Source organism: Clostridium sp., from assembly GCF_051278035.1.
GTDB lineage: Bacteria > Bacillota > Clostridia > Clostridiales > Clostridiaceae > Clostridium_AD.
Window position 1 is genome coordinate 54,106 of the sequence record NZ_JBNMNU010000001.1, and the last position, 17,939, is coordinate 72,044.

Genomic DNA, 17,939 nt, shown 5'->3' on the forward strand with positions numbered 1-17,939 from the left:
ATTATATTCCTGCTTTTTCTAATCTTGCTTCTAATAAGTCAATCTTAGTTGTTAATAATTTTATAAGAACGGAAGAATCTTTTTCTCCTTTTACAATTCTTGTTTCTAGTTCTGCAATTTTAGCAATTAATAAGTCTATGTAAGCTACCGATTTAAAACCTTTACTATCTGTTCTTACAAACTCTGGATTTGTTTTTTCTAATTCTTGTGCTATAACTCCATATCTTTTTTGATCCTTTTCAGACTTTATTTCAAAAGTTTTCCAATTAGCTTTAATATGCTTATTGTCTACTTTTTTAATTTTAGTTTTTAATCTTTCGTCTGAACTTAGAATAAAGTTTGTTGCTGTTACAGTAGAATTAAACGTGGCTGATTGGTCGGAGTTTAATGTTAAGACTGTTGTGTTATTTGTTTTAAATAACATTGAAGCCGAGTCATTAGCTTTTATTTCAAAATTACCTGTGCCTCTATGTATTATTTCAGATTCTGCGTTTGAACCTGCATTATTTCTTATAATTCTTAAACCATAATCAGTATAAGTTGCATCGCTAATTAAATCAATAAAAGAAGTTCCATTACCAGTTCTTCCTTTTCCAATCTCTAAAAATCTTGTTTCAGTTGAAGAGTTTGAACCTACAATTACACTAGATGCGAATTCAGCTAATAAATTTGATTTTAAACGTAATGCTTCTGTTATAGTACCATTTGAACTATTTTGAAATATTAAATCAGCATCATTTCCGTAATTTGATTGCGCTTCAACTAATAATCTATAACCATCATCACCTCCATTTCCTAAACCAAAATTTAACAATGCGGAATGATTACTTGCGTTTGCATTAAATCTATTAAAAATATTTAATGTTCCACCAATTCCACCACTAACATCTTTACGTATAGTTCCTTCTGTTGCACTTACACTAGATGTGAAGGTAGCTGCTCCTGCTACATCTATCGTTAATCTTGCAGAACCATTTGTATGTAGTTCTAAATTAGTACTATTACCAACTGCTGCAAACCTAGCTGCTCCACTTACCGCTTGTGCTTGTAAAGTATTAACCCCATTCAGATATGCTCTAAATCGAGAATCACTAGAAGTATCTACTATTACACCACCACTAAACAATCCATCCGTTGCACTTACACTACCGTTTACTTGTACTTTATCAGTACCGTTATCTGTTGTAGTTCCAAAAAGCGTATTTCCACCGTTTAAATAAGAAGCACCATTTGAATTAATTCTAGTACTAACTGCATCTGCACTATTTGTTAAGTCTAATCTTCCATTAAAAGCATCAATGTATAATTGAGCTCTAATTCTATTAGAAGCCCCATCATCATTATAAGATACATTTAAACCATCAACTTCTCCATTTTGTGCAATTGGTGCGATATTTATTTTTCTTGCTAGTACACTAGAAGTAAATATAGCTGATAAATTTTCTTTAATCCTTAAACCCTCTACGTAATTAGGTGCAACAATAAAGTCATTTCCTATTGCTCCAAAAATTACACCATTAACGCCTGAAGCATTGTCTTTTATATTAATAAAAGCATTTGAATCCCCACTTTCAAAAGTTGCTATTACGTTTCCTGTAGCACTATAAGTGTGTAATGGCGTATCTGGATTAGCTACTCCGATACCTAATTCCCCACTAAACAACCCATCAGTAGCACTTATGCTACCGTTTACTTGTAGTTTATCAGTACCGTTGTCTGTTTCTGTATTTATTAAGAGATTACCATCTGGCGATATTCTCATAGCTTCTGAAATATTTTGTCCGTTGGGCTTTTTTGAAAATGAGGTAAATGCGCCTGTATCAGAATTAGCATTATTTTTACTAAATAGAATACTATTCATTTTAGTAGTATTTCCGCTTGAATTATATTTAAAGTTTGAATAAATTTCACGAGAAGGTATTGAACTATAAACATCGTTTGATTTCAAAAGTAAATCCCCATTAAACAATCCATCCGTTGCACTTACAGTAGAATTAAAAATAGCGGCTCCTGCTGTGTTAATATCAAAATTACTTGCTGAAATTTGAATAGGACTGTTACCGCCAAAAGTTTCTAAAGATAAATACCTAGCACCAGCCGAAGCATTATTATTCCAAACTAAAAAACCAGAATTTTGACTACTAAGTTCTTTACCTACTGCAATTGATATATTTTCTGAATTACCTAAACTTGAATTTAAGGCTTTAATTGTTGCACCTGTTCCACTTGCACTTACAGTAGAAGCAAAGGTGGCTGATTGGTTTACTCCATTTAAAGTTAAAGCTTGTGTACTTGCTCCAGTGCTAAATATTAAATTATTTGAAGAACTTGATTTCATAGAAGCACGTAACCCTCCGCCTGCATTTTCTAAGAAAGTATAACCGCCAGCCGTTCTTGCTATTTTTGCATCTGAACCAATCTCTACACTACCACTAATAGTTACATCAGTTCCATCCGTAGAAATAGGGCTGTCTAACAACGCCCCTGCACTCTTGTATGGTATAGTTCCTGTGGTTAGTGCGGTTGGTGTTAATGTTGTAGAGCCTAAGTCTCCTGTTACTGTTGCACCTGTTGCTGTAGTTGTTAATTTAGAAACATTGTTGTGATATAAATTAACTCCTCCTCCTGCGATTGCAGAAACACCAGCATCAGAAGTATTTACAAAAATAACAGCATTGTTTGATGATGCTAAATGAATGTCGTTAGAAGTATTTTTAATAGTTAAAATTCCTGTGTTATTCTCAATAGAAGAATTACCTGCACTATGAAATATACTTAAATCATTTCCTGTTCCAAATTTTGCTTTTTTATTATCTAATAAAGATACATCTCCACTAAATACTCCATCAATTGCCGATATACCTTCTTTACTTATTATAAAAGGAGTTACCGTTGTTTCACCATCGTTTCCTCCAAGTTTAAATTGATAGCTTCCAAAATTTCCACTACCTTCACTTGAAGTATCTTCAATGTAATTAAATACAACTGATGTGTCATCTAATCCAATTTTTACTACTTGGTCGGAATTACTACCAATTCTAGATATATTTAAGGTATCTGTATTTGTGCTTGTGTTAATATTTATAACTCCCGTTATAGTTCCTCCAGCTAAAGGTAAGTAAGGATGCGTGTGCGATAAAGGTGTTCTTGCATCACTTAATCTTGAATCGTCAGTTTTTATATATCCAAATGCTAAAATATCTGAATCATTTAATTGTGTGTTATTATCAGGAACCGTAACAGATCCACCATTTGTTAATGATATTGTGTGCCCTGAAATATTTAAAGATTGATTAACAGATGCTCCGTCCTCAACATTTAATAATGTTCTTGCTGCTGATGCTGAATAAGAACGAGCAAAAGTATCTCCTCCATTTGTACCTGTAAAAATACTCATTCCTGAGTTTTGTCCAGATGTGCTAAATGAACCCGTTGAATTTAAGTAATTAGCATAAATATGACCACTAGAAGTTCTAACAACTGTTGTTGAATTTGAATTACCAATATTATTACTGTATTGTAGATATAGATTTCCTACTCCTGTTATTGTTCCTCCAAATATACCACCTGAAGTTGTTATCTGTGTAACACCTGTATCAAGAGTATCTACATAATTTTTATTAACTGCATCAGTAGCATCTGTAATTGTATCAATTCCTTGTATCCTTCCTGTTCCTTCAAGAACTATATTGCCGTTGGTAAACGTTCCTTGTGTTGCTGATATGCTTCCTAAAGACTCTAGGTTTCCGCTTGTAGCTTTTATCTTAAAAACTGGTGATTCTAAATGGTTTAAAATATATAAAGCACTTTCGTCAAAATTATCATCACCTGTTTTAATTGCTAATCCTCCTGTATCTGAATTTCCAGAACTATCAATCATTGCCACAACCTTGCTTGATGCGTCAGTACTTAATGCTAAAAAGGTGCTGTTAGTTGTTACTCTAAACGGGTTAAGCACAGTAGTTGCACCTATAAAAGTTACATCGTTTCCACTTACAGTTATTGGCGCTTCTTCTAAAGTATTTGAATCTCCAGATCCAGACCATAAAGCAAGTTTTTGACCTACTCCTTGTCCGTCTAAAACAGAAGAGTTATCTACTTTTTGCCAGCCATCACTTCCGTTACCGTCTTCAACATATATTGCCCAGTCTCCAACTTTCCAGTCTGTTTCTCCACTTAAATCTGTATTACCATTTGTAGAGACAATCCAAAACTGTCCATTACCAGGTGTCAATGAAGATAAATCAGGGTTATCAGAATTTGCATTCCAAGTTCCTTCAAAACTTAATCCTGCTGGTAGTTCTCCTATTAAGTTTTTAACATAAGCTGTTGTTGCTACACTTGTATTGTTGACTGCATTTGCTTGAGTTATAGCGAGAACTTCATCTGTAAATGTTTTAACACCTGTTCCTAAAGATTGGTCTCCTGTTAATTTAACATTTTCATTATCTAAAAGAATTACCGCATTGTTACTTGGGTATTTTAAACTTGAAGCAGTTACTGTTTGACTTTTGTTGTCTTCATCTTCTGGAGTATATCCTAAAGGAGGCAAAGTTGTTGAACCGTTTGTTGTTGTTCCTTGTGATGGTACAAAAACCGCCTGCAAAATATTGTCTAAATCGGTTGTTCCGTAAATCATTGCAATTGAGCCTAAATAAAGTCCATTTGCTGCAATGTTTTCCTCCGTATTAAATGATGCTGAATTAATACCAAGTACTGCTTCAGTTAAGTTGTTGTAGTATTTTTGACCAGGCTGTATTCTTATATTATTTTCTTGAAATACATAAATCTGTTGAACACTTGCTAGCGTTGCTGTTGCTGGTATTGCAGTTAGTGATCCATTAAGATCGTATTTTGTTGGATCTATATCTGTAACATCTAGTCCTTCATCTCCATTTTGTAATCTATATCTAAAAGTAGCTGGATTTTGTAAAGTTAAATTAAAAAAATGTGGCTGTGAATTTAAAGTATCAAAATTAGCTCCAGGTTTAAAAACTGTTCCATTTTCTTTTTTTAATTTCATTCCAGTCGATGTAGCGGGTAGAATTCTATTTCCACTTATCGATCTAAAACCTAAAACATCTAATATGTCTTGAACTTGACCTCCCATTTCAATGTGAACTGTTGGCTGATTATTAGTTATAAATATAGTTGTTTTGTTTGGGTGTACTATTAATCCAAGCCTAATGTTGTTTCTTCTTTGTGTTGAAGTAAGAGGTGAAGAGGTTTGTAAAATACCACCACTAGAATTAATTGAAACGTAACTTGCATTATGCGTTGCTAAGAACTGTGGACTTATTCCAGTTATTGCGTTCCATGAAATTGGAACAGAAGTAGGGCTATCTATGTCTGTACGTCCATCAACTTTTGTTCCAAACCCTGCTGCAATATCAAACTTTGCAGTATCTGAATTTATAGTCAACTCACCTCCTTGTGAAAGTCCAGTCATTGTTGAATTCAAAATTGCATCTAAGTCTTGATCTCCTGTATTTGTTCCACTTAAATTTAAAAAGGATACGGTATCAGTAGTATTTAAGTCTTGATTAAAAATATTAGGAACATCAAAAGATCCTCCGCTTTGGTCTAGAGATATTGTTTTTCCTGTAAGATTTATAGATTGCGGCTCAGCATTTATATCTGATCTAATTTCAGCATAAGTTCTTTTGTTTGCTTTTCCAGATCCGTTAATTGTAATTATTTCGCCAACAGAATTAGATAATGATAAAGTTAAGTCACCTAGTATGCTTACGTTTTTATTAAATATTTCCATTTTAGTTTAAGTAAACTGTTCCTGCAGCAGCAGTAACAAATGTTATTATTAAGTTGTTTAAATCAGTATAATTAACTTCACCATGCATTCTGTTTCCGCTATTATCTATAATTATTACTGAGGGTTTTTTTCCTAAATTATGAGCATTATAAAACCATGTAGAACTTGATGTAAATGTTTTTGAAGCGCTTAAGAAAGGACCTAATGTTTCTGGACCTACGTACTCTAACTTACTTTCATCTTCTCTTACTCTAACAATTTTAAGTGAACTTCCAACTTTTTCATCAGGAGTGTCATCTAAGGCGTCAAAATTAGTATAATTCCCTGATGGGTTATCACATGCTAATGAGTCATTTTCCCTAATTACAGCATCTACAAAAGAATTATTAGTAGTTGTGTTATTTATTATTATTTTACATTCATTAAATCTTCCTGGATCTCCTGAATTGTCTATTACAAAACTTATGTACAGGTCATTAGAAAAAGAAACAGTCATCGTGTTTGTTTCAGTCCAATTAAGACCCTCTACTCCGTCAACAGTGTAAGACTGTCTAGTCCACATTATTGGGTAAGATGTTGAGCCTTCTAATGAAAATTCAATAGAATCTGACTCTGATGCTGTTACTTTGTATACAAATTGAGTAGCACAATCTGTTGATATTTTTGAATACTGTTCTACTTTAAATGTATTTGCGTCTTCTACGTTAAAATTATAATTTGCCATTATCCTATATATTTTTGTGACCCTGTATCTGAAATCATAAATTGAAAACCTTCTAATTCATTATCAGGTAACTCTTCGCTTAAGTACTTAAGATTTCCTGAAGTAATTTCGTTCCATACAATTTCTTGATCAGAAACAACGTTTACATCATTTAATTGAAGTTTACCAAATTTTGGTAAAGACAATATTAATAATTTGTAAGGAGGATTTCCTTCGGGATCTGAATAAGGAGGGTTTAAGCTAGAAGTTAAAGAAGCTGCTGTAAATACAAAAGTATTTCCAAGAACAACGTTACTTTCTCCATCTCCAACAGAAGATGGGGCTCTATTTATATTACTTCCTACTTTAAACACAACACTGCTAGGGTTAGATGTATGAGTTAATGAACCAACATCTGATACTGTAAATTTAAAATAACCATCACCATATCCGTCTTGATTAGTAGAGTCTGAAACATATTGAAAATTGCCAGACTCTAATTGTAGCTTGGTTATTTCGTCATTTAAAGAAACTGCAACATTATTTAATTGTAGCTCTCCTGATTTAGGTAAAGAGGTTATTTTAATGTTATTTAAAACGTCTCCTTCTGGATCTACATAAAATGGATTTGTTTCTGTTGTAAAGTTCTCTAAAGTAAATACATGCGTTTGATTATATGATAAACTTAGAGATATCCACCCAGTAGAACTTGGTGGTTGGTTTCCTCTAGCCGATACGTTTAGTGTTATTGTTCCCATGATTTATTTAATAATTACTAGCAAAAATAGGTGTTTTACTAAAAAAAACTACATTTATATTATAGCTAAAAAAGCACCTTAATTAAAAGATGCTTTGTTATTTATTCTTTATTATTTCTTTTTTGAAAATAAATTTTTAACATTCATTTTACCAGGATATTTATCCATAAGCTTTCTTGCAAAACTTCTAAATCCTAACACATCTATTAAAACAAAACCTAATCCCCAAAAATACCATTCAGGAAGATTCGACAAAGATTGATAAGATTCACTAAATAATATATTTAACTTTTCCCATTCTCCTGTTTTATATGCTACAATAAAAGGAACTACTGTTACTACAAATAAAGGAGCTAAAAATAAATAAACAACAGCTTCGTCTTTTTTTGTATTTTTTTTATCTCTATTTGTTATCAAATCAATTGCTAAATCACCTTCTGTTTCAGAGTTGATTCTTCTTACTTGAGCATTTGTAGTTGCTTCTTCTATTTTAAATTTATTTTCAATTTTTAATGATTTTAGTTTAGCCCTATTGTTTAAAGCTGATTTTCCAATTCCCAGTAAATCAGTTATTACTCCAAGTATATTCATTTTTTAATTATTTTGTTGTTGTTTTATTTGCTTGAGTTTTTTTAATTGCTATTTCTTTATCTTTTCTAGCCATAACGTCTGCATGCTTTTTCATATCATTAGACTGAGCTTCTTTTTTTACACCAAGCTCTGATTCAAACTTAGCAAAATCATCGTCGCTTTCAATACCTTCATCTCCTTGCTCTTTTTGCATTCTTTGAGTTTCAGCATTAAGTTCTGCAATATATCTTTTAGTCTCATCTTCTCTATTAAATTTTTCAAGATCTAACTTATCTGCTCTTTCCTTTTCTTTAGCAGTCTGCTCCATTGCTTGCTGAGCTTGTTTATTTTGGTCTTCAGCTTGTTTAGATTGATTCTCTTTCATTTTCTGCTCATCTTTTTCGATCATTCTTTGAATTTCTCTAATAGATGGTGAATTATATATTTTAATTGCTGTTGAGAAAGAAAGCATTTGGTTTTGTAATCCCATTTGCACCATGCCATCAAGCTTTTGTTCCATTCGATTTATCTCGTCATCATTTGAGACCATTAATCCATATTCTTCTTCAGCAAACTGATCTCCTTCGATTTCAGCTAACTGTCTAGTCATGTCGTCAGCTATATAAGAAAATTTTATTGCCTGCCCTTTAAGTGCAATTTTTGCAGTTTCAATAAGTATTTCAAAACATCTTTTCTTGCAATAATCATGCATAGTAAAAAGCTCTTCAGTAATGTGGTTAGATTGAGATACTGCTCTTTCTATCCCTCCAACTGTTTCTCTATTTTCAACTTGTCCAAGTCTTTGTCTAGATACTCCTGTTATTTCATCCATTTGAGCTTTAGCAAACTCCATCATGTCAATGTGCGTCTGAATAAAGTCTCCTACTTTTTGTTCTAATACTTTACCGGTAGTATTTCCTACTGCACCGGCAAGCTTACCTTTAGCCATTCCTTTTTGACCTTCTTTAAAACTATCTACTACAGATATTCCAGATTTACGTGCAAAGTATAACCATTTAGTAACTGACCATCCTGTTGGAACTTTTGCCAAATCCAATTCAACTATTGATCCTAAATACTTACTTAAAGCTTCATTTACTCTGTACCAAGAAATGTCATAAAGATATTGAAAAGGTTTAGCTCTGTCAACCATTGTAACTGCTTCTTCGTCTCCTGAGTTATAAACTTGACCTACAATTCCACATGAATTAAAGCTAGGTTCGTTAAGTTTATTGTATTGTATTTCTTTTGGCTTGATTTGCAAGTAAGTGTCTTCACCTATTTTAACACCTTTCCACCATTGCGGTATCCATAGAGCTACAGATGTTTCACCCATTGCTTTATCAATAATATAATCTTCTGATCTAAATTTAGTCTGTTTTTTGCCAAGCTGGTCGAAGAAAGTTACTTTTATAACTTTTTTCATACTTTTCCAAAACATTCTTAATACTCTAACGTTTCCGGCTCCATCAGTGTAAGAACCTCTTGGCTCAGAACCTTTAGCTCCGTAAACTCCGGTAGATTCTATGTAAGAATCCATTCCTTCTCTTTCTAGCATTTTTAATCCAGCAACATCATCTACCGCTTCAGTAACTCCGTCAAGATTTGTTACACCACTTGCGTAAGCTCCTTCATCTAGTTTTGTTACTTCTTTTTCGTTAAGATCATTATAATAAGTATCTTGTATTTTACCAGGGGCCCAAAAGTCATCTAAAATAATAACATCTGAGTTTTCTATCTTATTAGAAAATCCACCTCGTAATGTGTGTACTTTTAAAGGATTTAATTTTTCAAAAGAAACACTTCCATTAACAATGTCAAACATGTAGATTTCCTCACCCATAATAAGTGCGTCTTTAAATCCCTGTTGGAATGCAATCTTCATATCTAGTTTACCTATGTAATATCTCAACAATAGGTTAGCTCTTTTTTCTCTAATGTCTTGGTAATCAAAATTAATGTAATCACCGTATTTCATTAGCTCTTTTTCCAGTTCTTCGTCTGAAACCTGAGATTCAAGCATCTCCATTAACTTGGCATCAACTAATTTCTTCTTATCTTCTTTTATCTTAGATAAAGTATCAGGATTTACTATCTGAACTGTCCAGTCAAACTTTCTTCTTTTCTCCTCCCCCACAAGAACATTTACTCTCGGAGTTATGATAGGGTAATGCTGAATAGCGTCAGGAACGAAAAACTTTTCCATACCACCAGGGTTTAGAATTAGTTTCATATCGCTAACGTCAACTTTTCCGTTATAAAGATTTAAGTTAATTTTTTTATTTTTAAGCTTTCTTCTAACATGACTGTTACTTAAGAAGCTATTTTTATCTGCCCAATCAAGGTGGTTTTTCCTCCACACCTTACCCTTACTTGAGTAAGATAGTTTTTGTTTTGGAAAATTTTTAGTTTCTGACATAGTTTTAAATATCTTGTAAATTTAGTCGATTATTCTTATTTTTTTTATTTGTTATTATAGCTAAAAATCAAAGTTAGGATCTCCTTCTCCTGTTAGTTTTGAAGCCATTGCATTTCCCCAGTTCTCATCTAAAAAAGGATCATCATGAAAGTAAGTATCGGAATTCTCTGTTCTTGATTCCTCAAACTTATTAGTCATCTTTGATCTATCTTCCCTTAGTATCATCACCATGTCCATAGCAGAAACTCTATCCGTATTTATATCTGGATTCCATGCAATACACTCCTTTATGTATCCGATGCTCCTAATCCTTCTTAAATTAGGTATTGTAACACTTAGTGTTTCTCCAGTCTCTGAATCGTATGTTTCTTGCTCAAATGGAGTTAACATCCATTGTCTTTGCAATGACTTACCTAATCCTATAACTTCTTTTGTTGTTCTTGTACCTTTTGATCTGTTTCCAAATAGATTAGCCTTAACTATCTCCATATCCCTAAGAATCTCTGGACTATCTGCTAACAAATGAAGTGAATTATGGTTGGAGAAGTAAGAAAAGAGTCCCTTCAGGTTATTCTCGTAATTTGCACTGGCGTTGTAAAATGTAGTAAGCCTTAAGCATTTCTCATAAAACTCTTCCGCCAGTTGCGGCCTCCCTGTATATTCCGCAACAATTTTATCAGTCCATAAATCAAAAACAATAATGGAAGCGAGAGAGCCACCAAGAGTATAATCGTTGTCAACAGGATCAATCCCGCAAATATATCTATTTTCAAATACTTTACCATCTCTATCTTTATTAGGCATTTCGAAGATTTCTATGGCTCCGTCAGAATTAAGTCCTCCTTTTACTTTAAAAGGGAAATCTCTTATAGGGTATAAATTTGCATCGTTATTCCACTTCATTAATCCGTCATCTCCGTAAACTAAATCACCTATATAGTGAGAATCCGTGAACTCATTTATTTCCGGTGCAATATCTTCTAAGTAATCTCTTAAATCTGCCACAGGAAACGCTGTCCCTTCCGTACGCATAATAGCTTCTTGAGGTGTAATTGGTTCCTCAGCCTTTTTTTGTACTATAGTATTTATGTCAGATGCTCCGTATTTAACAATGCTTCTTTCCTTATTTATTTGAATAAGAGCTCCAATAACATCACTGTTACCGTCTTTATCCATTTTACCTCTATAATTTAAGTATGTTCCAAAGAAGAATGCGCATTGACCCTTTCCATTTGTATTCTTATCAAAAACATTAGGCATAGAGTATATGTTATAACCTGCAGAGTTGTAGAATATTTCCTCTAACCCTTCGAAGGCTCCACCTTGAACTCCACCGGTACCACCTGCCATCATAAATCCAAATGCAAATCCAGATTCTTCTACTGAGGGCCTAGCAATCTGCCAGGCTTTAAGAAAGTCGTTAAACTTACCTGCTTCCTCCCATAATACTAATGCTCCCCTTTTCCCCCTTGCCTTTTGTGGATCATTCTTAAGAGTAACTCCCATTACTTCGTTAAGTATGCCTTTATCTATACCACGCTGATGGTCCTTTCGTCCCATTATCCAGTGCATATCATTTAAGGAATCTTTAAGGGATCTTACTCTTGGCCAAGGAGTATGTACTGCACACCAGTTAATAGCTGATACGTATTTATTTAAAATACCATCTTTTATTAAATATTCTTTTTCATTTGCAATAGCAAAAGATTTTACATTCTTTTTAGCTTTAACTGTATCTCCTAATACAAAATTTTTGGCAAGCATAGTTGAGGCTTTAACTGAATACCCGCAACCTCTTCTTTTTAGGTTAGCTCCGTGCATACCAACAGCTCTAGCTTGTTCGCAGTAGTGAAAGAACCAATAATCTGCATCATAAACGTATGCAAATGCTGATACTCTCTCAGCTTGTTTGGTTCCAGCTATAATTTCAGCTCTAAGTAGTGGAGCGTAGTTTAATTGAAAATAATAGTTTCCTGGAATCCATTCACCATCATAATCTCTTGTGTATCCTTCTCTACATCTTCTAGCTTCCTCTTTCCAAAACTTGTAGTATTGTGAGTTAGAATTTTTGTTAGGAAAAAGTTTTGTGTAACAATTATTTTTTTCGTAAAATATTGCTGCAGGTCTAAAATAATCCATGTCAACTAATATGTGAGGATCAGTTAAGTCTACTGCGATTCTTCCATTTGAATCTTGTTTTCTAACTAATTGATCAGGATCTATCGATGATGTCGGTAAAAGGGGGTTATCCCATCGCACCAAGTCTGACACCTCATTCCTAGTTGGAGAAGAAAGATTTTGAATAAATTTTATAGAATCTATAGAATCTAACAAGTCTTGTTTTTCTTCACGAGGCATTTTATCTAAAAGATCCTCTGTAAGTTCTGTTTGTATTTTATTAAATGTCCTCATCCTCAAACATTGATTCAGTTCTTGTTCCTGATTGAGCTTTTATAGCCTTTTCTTTAATTACTTGCTTCTCAATTTCATTAATAGCTTTAATTAGTCTAGGTATTTTTTCAACTGAAGAAGTTATTTTTCCTATATCATGTATAGGTTTTTTAGTTCTCTCATCTCTTTCATCTAAGTTTACATCATCAAGAAATTTAGATATTTTTTGTAAAACCAATCTAGTACTTTGAAGTAAATTTGTACTTGTTGTCTCTGACATTTTTTCATAATAATGCACAGCTCTTATAATTTCTTTAGTCTTGCCTGTAAAATTCTTAGGCATATCTATAAAAAGCTTTATCTCTGCAATCCTTTCGTCAGTATCAAGTATGTGTATAAAATCACTTCTTTCGTCAGACATGTAATATATAAATCCAAGCTTAAGTGTAGCTTCATGCTTATCTTTAGTCTTATCTTTATCCCATATTTCTTTAAAAGGAGCTATTAACAAAGCTTGTGGACTGAACGTCACAACATTGTTTTCTAGTTCAAATAAATTCATAATTCTTCTCTATTTTTAAGTGGTTTGAGTAGGATTTGAACCTACGGCACCTGCGGCTTCAACACAGTGCTCTACCCCTGAGCTACCAAACCTAATTGAGCTTTAAGTAAGACTCGAACTTACAACCTGCTGCTTACAACACAGCTACTCTACCAATTGAGTTATTAAAGCATTGTGGGAATGGAAGGGTTCGAACCTTCAACGGGGTTTTTCAACACCTACAGAGTTACAGTCTGCTCGCTTCAGCCAATTTGCATACACGCCCATAATATTTGCAGAAAGCAGAGGCCCTGATCCCCAACGTTTTATCGTCCAATCCCTTAGCAGGGGATGCTCACCCAAGTGAGTTTACTTTCTATTTTGCGGAGGAGATAGGATTCGAACCTACAAAGCTTTTACACCCGACAGTTTTCAAGACTGCTTGACGACCACTGTCCACTCTTCCATTTATAATTTGTACTCAAAGCAGGACTCGAACCTGCAGATTTCTGGTTCTAAACCAGTTGCCTATACCAATTCGGCTATTTGAGCATTTTGGACAACCGTACGGGAATCGAACCCGTGAAATCAGGATCACAACCTGACTGCCTTTCCAATTTGGCACAACGGAGGAATCTTCATGCTTTCGCATTAGTGGCGAGGGCGGGATTCGAACCCGCAACACCGAGGTTATGAGCCTCGTAAGCAACCTCTGCTTTGCCTCACTATTTTTTGTTGAAGTACCAGGACTCGAACCTAGGCTACCTGGCTCAAAACCAGGCGTGCTACACATCTACACCATACTTCACTTTGTCTTGAGCTATAAGATTTTACCTTATAGCTCATGTCCTTTCGTACGGTAGCGAAACCCTTTTTACACGGCGGAACAATAGTCTAGATGGTAAGATTCGAACTTACGATGCTCCTGTTTCCAAAACAGGCGAGTTCAGCCACTGCTCTTGCATCTAGATATTTTAAGCAATATACAAAAAAATAGTCCTACTGTCAAGTAGAACTATCCTTCGATGTGTGTGATAGTTTACTAAAACTTATTAGTTTCTTTTAATTCCGTTTGTATTTGAAATGTATTTTACATCTCTTTCTCCTACGTACAAATACTCTACTCCTTCAATAACTTCTATTGGTAGTATGTATTCAAATTCTTTACCTATTTTATCGGCTAATGTTTTTTCAAGTTTTTTCTTAAAATTATTCATATTAAGAACAACTTCCATTCCAGGAGCCAATTGTTGAGCATGCCCACCACAAGATAAAACTACTTGTTTCTCAGAGAAGTCTTGATTCATGTCTGTTTCAGATCCTCTTCCGAAAGATGCTGTTGGAACAAACATTCCATTCTCTTTTGTTTTATTTCTTCTTGCAGTAAGAAAAACACCTGAAAACATTGGAACAATATGATCTGGCAACTTGTTAGTTTCCAGTGATTTATTATATAAATCTTCCTTAATCTTTCCTTCGTCTTCAAGTAATCTAGAAGAATCCTCCACTAATCCTGCAGTTTTTCTTCTAGATTTATCTCTATTCGTAAAGAAATCTTGTACACCGAGTTCACTAGCCTCTCCAGCTTTTATCCTTTTGATATCATTGGTTACCTTACTTTCTTTTAGAACTCCTTTTTTCATCTGTGTGTTTTTACTCTTGATTTACTGTTACGGCTCTAGATTCTCTAATACCTTTAACCAATCCTTCTACTTCAGACATTTTTTTCTCACGTAAATACCCTACTATTTGTTCAGCTAATTCTAAAGAAATAAGTAACGCATTTGGTTCTTGCTTTTCTTGTTTTTGCTCTTGTTCAGGTGCTGTAGGCGCTGTTGGCATTTTTTTTACTGGTTTTTTAGCTGCTGACTTTGCTGCAGGCTTTTTATTTGTTTTTTCACTCATGTTATCAATATTTAATTGTTAATTATTCGGCTAATATAAGAATATATATGCAAATAGCCTATTTTTTATTGTTTTTTTTCTTTTGAATTTGATTATACATAAAATAAGACGCATTTAACTTTCCTAAGCAAGGTATGTTGAAGTTCTTGCTCATATATTCAAACTCTTCTTTTGTCATGTTTTCATCAAACTCAATTTCTTTAGACTTAGCTCTTATAAAGCTATAAGGAGACGTTGTTATTTGTTCAACTTCTTTTATAGTTAATCCATGTTTTTCCGAGAGTTCTTTTATTTTGATTGCGTCTGCTCTGTGTAGTTTCATTTTTTTACTTCAAAATTAAAAACTAATTTAAAGCCATCTTCAGTCATGCTTGGAATTAGTACTGGATTTATTTTATTTTTCTTTGTTAGTACTTTTTTCTTACGTAATGAAGTTAAAAGGTTGTTAAACACTTTTTGACCCATTCCTTTTAAGTCTTTTCTTATTTTTGCTCTAGTTTCAGTTGAAAACAGTATCATATCTACAAGTTCTTCGTCAGCAATGTCTCTAGATAATTCATATCTATAATAAAGCATTAAACTCAGCGCTTCTATTTCTTTTGTTCTCAATTTGTGATAAGGCTTAAGGAATTCAAGCCAATATCTAAATATTGATCTTTTGTCTGTGTGAATTCTTTTTATGTTCATTTTTCTTTTTTTCTTTGAAAAACTTTATTTTAACCTTAAGTTTATAATCGTTTTTCTTTTTGTTTACGGATATTACGGTGTGTATAGTGTATTTACCCTCTATAATGGCGTCATTAATGTCTTCTACCTCATTATGTAGTGCTTCAGCTTTTGCTTCTACCCATTTATTAGATGTTGAGTAGAAATTTACTAAAATTAGATTACCGTCTTTTGCTTTTTCACTTAAACTTAGTATATTAGTCATTTATTTTTTACTTTTAGTTAAAAATCTTTCACCGTATTTTTCTTCATACAGATCTTCCCATTGATCTACCGGTAATTCTCCTAAATCTGTATTTCCACACGGAACACAGTAATGAACATCTCTTTCTTCTCCTTCTTCGCTTTTTTGAAACTCTACTGTCTTTATATACAAAGACAAGCATGTTTTGCAGTAGGTTATTGGTTCGTTGTTTTTTATTTTTTGTGTCATCATGTTTAACTTTTTTAAATCTTCTATAACTTCAGTATCATATACCGGAAAGGGAGCAAACTTATTTTGATACTCCCTTCTCTCTATCTCTCCTATTAACTGATCATGTCTCATTTTTCTTATTGTTCTATTAGCGCACATCGGGTTGTTAATAATGTTCCTGCTACACTCGCTGCACTTTCCAAGGCTATTCTTGTTACTTTTTTCGGATCAACTATTCCTTCTTTAAACATGTCAACAAATTCGTCTGTTTTAGCATTATACCCTATCTCCGGTTTTCCAAACATAACTTTAGATAGTTTTACATCAGGACTAACTCCTGCATTTTCACATATAATTCTAAAAGGTGCTTCAATCGATTTTAAAAGTATTTCTACTCCTTTTTGAAAATCTTCACCTCTAGTTGGCCATGGTTTTGTTAAAGATTGTGATCTTGCATCTATTAATGCAGATCCGCCGCCCATAACTATTCCTTCTTCAATAGCAGATATTACCGCTTCTTTAGCATCTTCTATTCTAGCTTTTATTTCAGTCATTTCAAGTTCAGACTTTGCCCCAACTTCTATGATTGCCACTCCACCGGATAGTTTTGCTTTTCTTTCTTTTAATTTATCTATTTCAAATGTAGTCATTCCTTTTTTAAGAATAGCACTTTCTATTGACTTTATTCTAGCCTCAACCACTCCTTCTCTTCTTTTTCCGCCCATAATAACGGTATTCATTGCCTCTGCTTTAATACTAGATGCTGTTCCAAACAATTGCTCAACATGTTCGTCTTTAATGTCTACAACCATGTCTTCAGGTACCACCTCAGCTCCTACTGTTGCCGCAATGTCTTTTGTTAGGTCTTTCCGGAAGTCTCCGAATCCTGGTGTCTTTACAGCTGCTATTTGGTGGCCTCCTTTCATTTTATTAAGCACTAAAGTAGATAATGCATCTCCAATTATGTCATCTGCCAACACAAGTAATGGTCTTCCCATTGTAATTATTGGCTGTAGTAAAGCCATTATCTGTTCTTTTGTTTTTAGTTTACCATCAACTACCAAAATTAAGGGGTCCCTCATAGTTACCTCAGTGTTTTCTGGGGAAGTAGAGAAATAAGTAGAGAGCAGGCCACGGTCAAATTGTAGTCCATCTACTCTGTGTATCTTAGTTTCAAACCCAGAACCCTCTTCTACACTTACGGCTCCGTCTTCGCCAACCATCTTAAATGCGTCAGCAATAATTTTTCCAATATCCTCATCATTATTTGCACTGATAGTTGCAATATGCTTTATCATTTTAGACTTATAGTCTACTGTAACAGCGCTTTTATTTAATTCATCTACTATTTTACTAGCAGCGTAGTTAATTCCTTTTTGCATTTGAACAGGATCGTAATCTGCGGACACAAATCTCATTCCTTCTTTAAGAATTGCCTGAGCAAGTACTGTTGCGGTTGTTGTTCCGTCTCCAGCCTTGTCATTTGACTTTTCAGCTACTCTTCTTACAGATATGGCGCCCATATTCTGAAGTTTGTCACTTAACTCTATTTCTTTAGCTACAGTAACTCCGTCTTTAGTAATCAAAGGATCTTGTCCTTCTTTATGCATTATAACATTCCTTCCTTTAGGTCCTAATGTTACTTTTACTGCATTTGCAAGACAATCAACTCCTTCCATTATTGAATCTCTTACTTCTTTATCGTACTTAATATATACCATTACTTAATTTGTTTTTTATT

Annotated in this window: 14 protein-coding genes and 8 tRNA genes; all 22 read right to left on the reverse strand. The window is 33.7% G+C overall.

From position 1 onward, the window contains the following. Position 1 precedes the first annotated feature (1 nt). Positions 2 to 5,770: a tail fiber domain-containing protein gene (locus ACJAX4_RS00205; RefSeq protein ID WP_435787436.1), complete on the reverse strand. Its 5,769-nt coding sequence runs from the start codon at positions 5,768 to 5,770 to the stop codon at positions 2 to 4. A gap of 1 nt (position 5,771) precedes the next feature. After that, positions 5,772 to 6,494 carry a hypothetical protein gene (locus ACJAX4_RS00210; RefSeq protein WP_435787437.1) on the reverse strand — a complete coding sequence of 241 codons (723 nt, stop codon included), beginning with the start codon at positions 6,492 to 6,494 and terminating at the stop codon, positions 5,772 to 5,774. Further along, entirely contained in the window at positions 6,494 to 7,231 is a 738-nt protein-coding gene (locus ACJAX4_RS00215; RefSeq protein ID WP_435787438.1) for a hypothetical protein, read from the reverse strand. Before ACJAX4_RS00215 ends, ACJAX4_RS00210 begins: the two co-directional genes overlap by 1 nt. A gap of 111 nt (positions 7,232 to 7,342) precedes the next feature. Then, positions 7,343 to 7,822 (reverse strand): hypothetical protein, encoded by a 480-nt coding sequence (locus tag ACJAX4_RS00220; RefSeq protein WP_435787439.1) that lies wholly within the window; start codon positions 7,820 to 7,822, stop codon positions 7,343 to 7,345. 7 nt (positions 7,823 to 7,829) lie between these two features. Then, positions 7,830 to 10,220: a cell envelope integrity protein TolA gene (locus tag ACJAX4_RS00225; protein WP_435787440.1), complete on the reverse strand. Its 2,391-nt coding sequence runs from the start codon at positions 10,218 to 10,220 to the stop codon at positions 7,830 to 7,832. 60 nt (positions 10,221 to 10,280) lie between these two features. Then, positions 10,281 to 12,632, reverse strand: a complete 2,352-nt coding sequence (locus tag ACJAX4_RS00230; protein WP_435787441.1) for a hypothetical protein — start codon at positions 12,630 to 12,632, stop codon at positions 10,281 to 10,283. Then, positions 12,619 to 13,173 (reverse strand): hypothetical protein, encoded by a 555-nt coding sequence (locus ACJAX4_RS00235; protein ID WP_435787442.1) that lies wholly within the window; start codon positions 13,171 to 13,173, stop codon positions 12,619 to 12,621. Before ACJAX4_RS00235 ends, ACJAX4_RS00230 begins: the two co-directional genes overlap by 14 nt. A 20-nt stretch (positions 13,174 to 13,193) precedes the next feature. Continuing rightward, a tRNA-Phe gene (locus ACJAX4_RS00240) sits at positions 13,194 to 13,265 on the reverse strand. A 6-nt stretch (positions 13,266 to 13,271) separates the two neighbouring features. Then, positions 13,272 to 13,344 (reverse strand) — tRNA-Thr (locus ACJAX4_RS00245). Between the two features lie 4 nt (positions 13,345 to 13,348). After that, positions 13,349 to 13,438 (reverse strand) — tRNA-Tyr (locus ACJAX4_RS00250). A gap of 98 nt (positions 13,439 to 13,536) precedes the next feature. Next, positions 13,537 to 13,618, reverse strand: a tRNA-Ser gene (locus ACJAX4_RS00255). Between the two features lie 12 nt (positions 13,619 to 13,630). Then, positions 13,631 to 13,704 (reverse strand) — tRNA-Leu (locus ACJAX4_RS00260). A 103-nt stretch (positions 13,705 to 13,807) separates the two neighbouring features. After that, positions 13,808 to 13,874, reverse strand: a tRNA-Met gene (locus ACJAX4_RS00265). Between the two features lie 13 nt (positions 13,875 to 13,887). Continuing rightward, a tRNA-Gln gene (locus tag ACJAX4_RS00270) sits at positions 13,888 to 13,960 on the reverse strand. 85 nt (positions 13,961 to 14,045) lie between these two features. Beyond that, positions 14,046 to 14,121 (reverse strand) — tRNA-Pro (locus ACJAX4_RS00275). 83 nt (positions 14,122 to 14,204) lie between these two features. After that, positions 14,205 to 14,795, reverse strand: a complete 591-nt coding sequence (locus tag ACJAX4_RS00280) for a hypothetical protein (RefSeq protein ID WP_435787443.1) — start codon at positions 14,793 to 14,795, stop codon at positions 14,205 to 14,207. Between the two features lie 10 nt (positions 14,796 to 14,805). Next, positions 14,806 to 15,057: a hypothetical protein gene (locus tag ACJAX4_RS00285; protein WP_435787444.1), complete on the reverse strand. Its 252-nt coding sequence runs from the start codon at positions 15,055 to 15,057 to the stop codon at positions 14,806 to 14,808. A 58-nt stretch (positions 15,058 to 15,115) separates the two neighbouring features. Beyond that, on the reverse strand, positions 15,116 to 15,379 hold the full coding sequence (locus ACJAX4_RS00290; protein ID WP_435787445.1) for a hypothetical protein: 264 nt from the start codon (positions 15,377 to 15,379) through the stop codon (positions 15,116 to 15,118). Beyond that, positions 15,376 to 15,744, reverse strand: coding sequence for a hypothetical protein (locus ACJAX4_RS00295; protein ID WP_435787446.1), 369 nt, complete (start codon positions 15,742 to 15,744; stop codon positions 15,376 to 15,378). The genes ACJAX4_RS00290 and ACJAX4_RS00295 overlap by 4 nt, the downstream gene beginning before the upstream one ends. Next, complete coding sequence (locus ACJAX4_RS00300; protein ID WP_435787447.1) at positions 15,701 to 15,988, reverse strand: hypothetical protein; 288 nt, start codon at positions 15,986 to 15,988, stop codon at positions 15,701 to 15,703. The genes ACJAX4_RS00295 and ACJAX4_RS00300 overlap by 44 nt, the downstream gene beginning before the upstream one ends. Next, complete coding sequence (locus ACJAX4_RS00305; RefSeq protein ID WP_435787448.1) at positions 15,989 to 16,330, reverse strand: hypothetical protein; 342 nt, start codon at positions 16,328 to 16,330, stop codon at positions 15,989 to 15,991. Positions 16,331 to 16,335: 5 nt separating this feature from the next. Next, positions 16,336 to 17,919, reverse strand: coding sequence for an Hsp60 family chaperonin (locus ACJAX4_RS00310; RefSeq protein WP_435787449.1), 1,584 nt, complete (start codon positions 17,917 to 17,919; stop codon positions 16,336 to 16,338). Between the last annotated feature and the right edge of the window lie 20 nt (positions 17,920 to 17,939).

Coding starts and splice junctions, on each gene's coding strand:
- ACJAX4_RS00310 (WP_435787449.1), bottom strand. CDS start 17,919: ATGGTATATATTAAGTACGATAAAGAAGTAAGAGATTCAATAATGGAA.
- ACJAX4_RS00295 (WP_435787446.1), bottom strand. CDS start 15,744: ATGAACATAAAAAGAATTCACACAGACAAAAGATCAATATTTAGATAT.
- ACJAX4_RS00280 (WP_435787443.1), bottom strand. CDS start 14,795: ATGAAAAAAGGAGTTCTAAAAGAAAGTAAGGTAACCAATGATATCAAA.
- ACJAX4_RS00205 (WP_435787436.1), bottom strand. CDS start 5,770: ATGGAAATATTTAATAAAAACGTAAGCATACTAGGTGACTTAACTTTA.
- ACJAX4_RS00225 (WP_435787440.1), bottom strand. CDS start 10,220: ATGTCAGAAACTAAAAATTTTCCAAAACAAAAACTATCTTACTCAAGT.
- ACJAX4_RS00305 (WP_435787448.1), bottom strand. CDS start 16,330: ATGAGACATGATCAGTTAATAGGAGAGATAGAGAGAAGGGAGTATCAA.
- ACJAX4_RS00290 (WP_435787445.1), bottom strand. CDS start 15,379: ATGAAACTACACAGAGCAGACGCAATCAAAATAAAAGAACTCTCGGAA.
- ACJAX4_RS00285 (WP_435787444.1), bottom strand. CDS start 15,057: ATGAGTGAAAAAACAAATAAAAAGCCTGCAGCAAAGTCAGCAGCTAAA.
- ACJAX4_RS00300 (WP_435787447.1), bottom strand. CDS start 15,988: ATGACTAATATACTAAGTTTAAGTGAAAAAGCAAAAGACGGTAATCTA.
- ACJAX4_RS00210 (WP_435787437.1), bottom strand. CDS start 6,494: ATGGCAAATTATAATTTTAACGTAGAAGACGCAAATACATTTAAAGTA.
- ACJAX4_RS00235 (WP_435787442.1), bottom strand. CDS start 13,173: ATGAATTTATTTGAACTAGAAAACAATGTTGTGACGTTCAGTCCACAA.
- ACJAX4_RS00215 (WP_435787438.1), bottom strand. CDS start 7,231: ATGGGAACAATAACACTAAACGTATCGGCTAGAGGAAACCAACCACCA.
- ACJAX4_RS00230 (WP_435787441.1), bottom strand. CDS start 12,632: ATGAGGACATTTAATAAAATACAAACAGAACTTACAGAGGATCTTTTA.
- ACJAX4_RS00220 (WP_435787439.1), bottom strand. CDS start 7,822: ATGAATATACTTGGAGTAATAACTGATTTACTGGGAATTGGAAAATCA.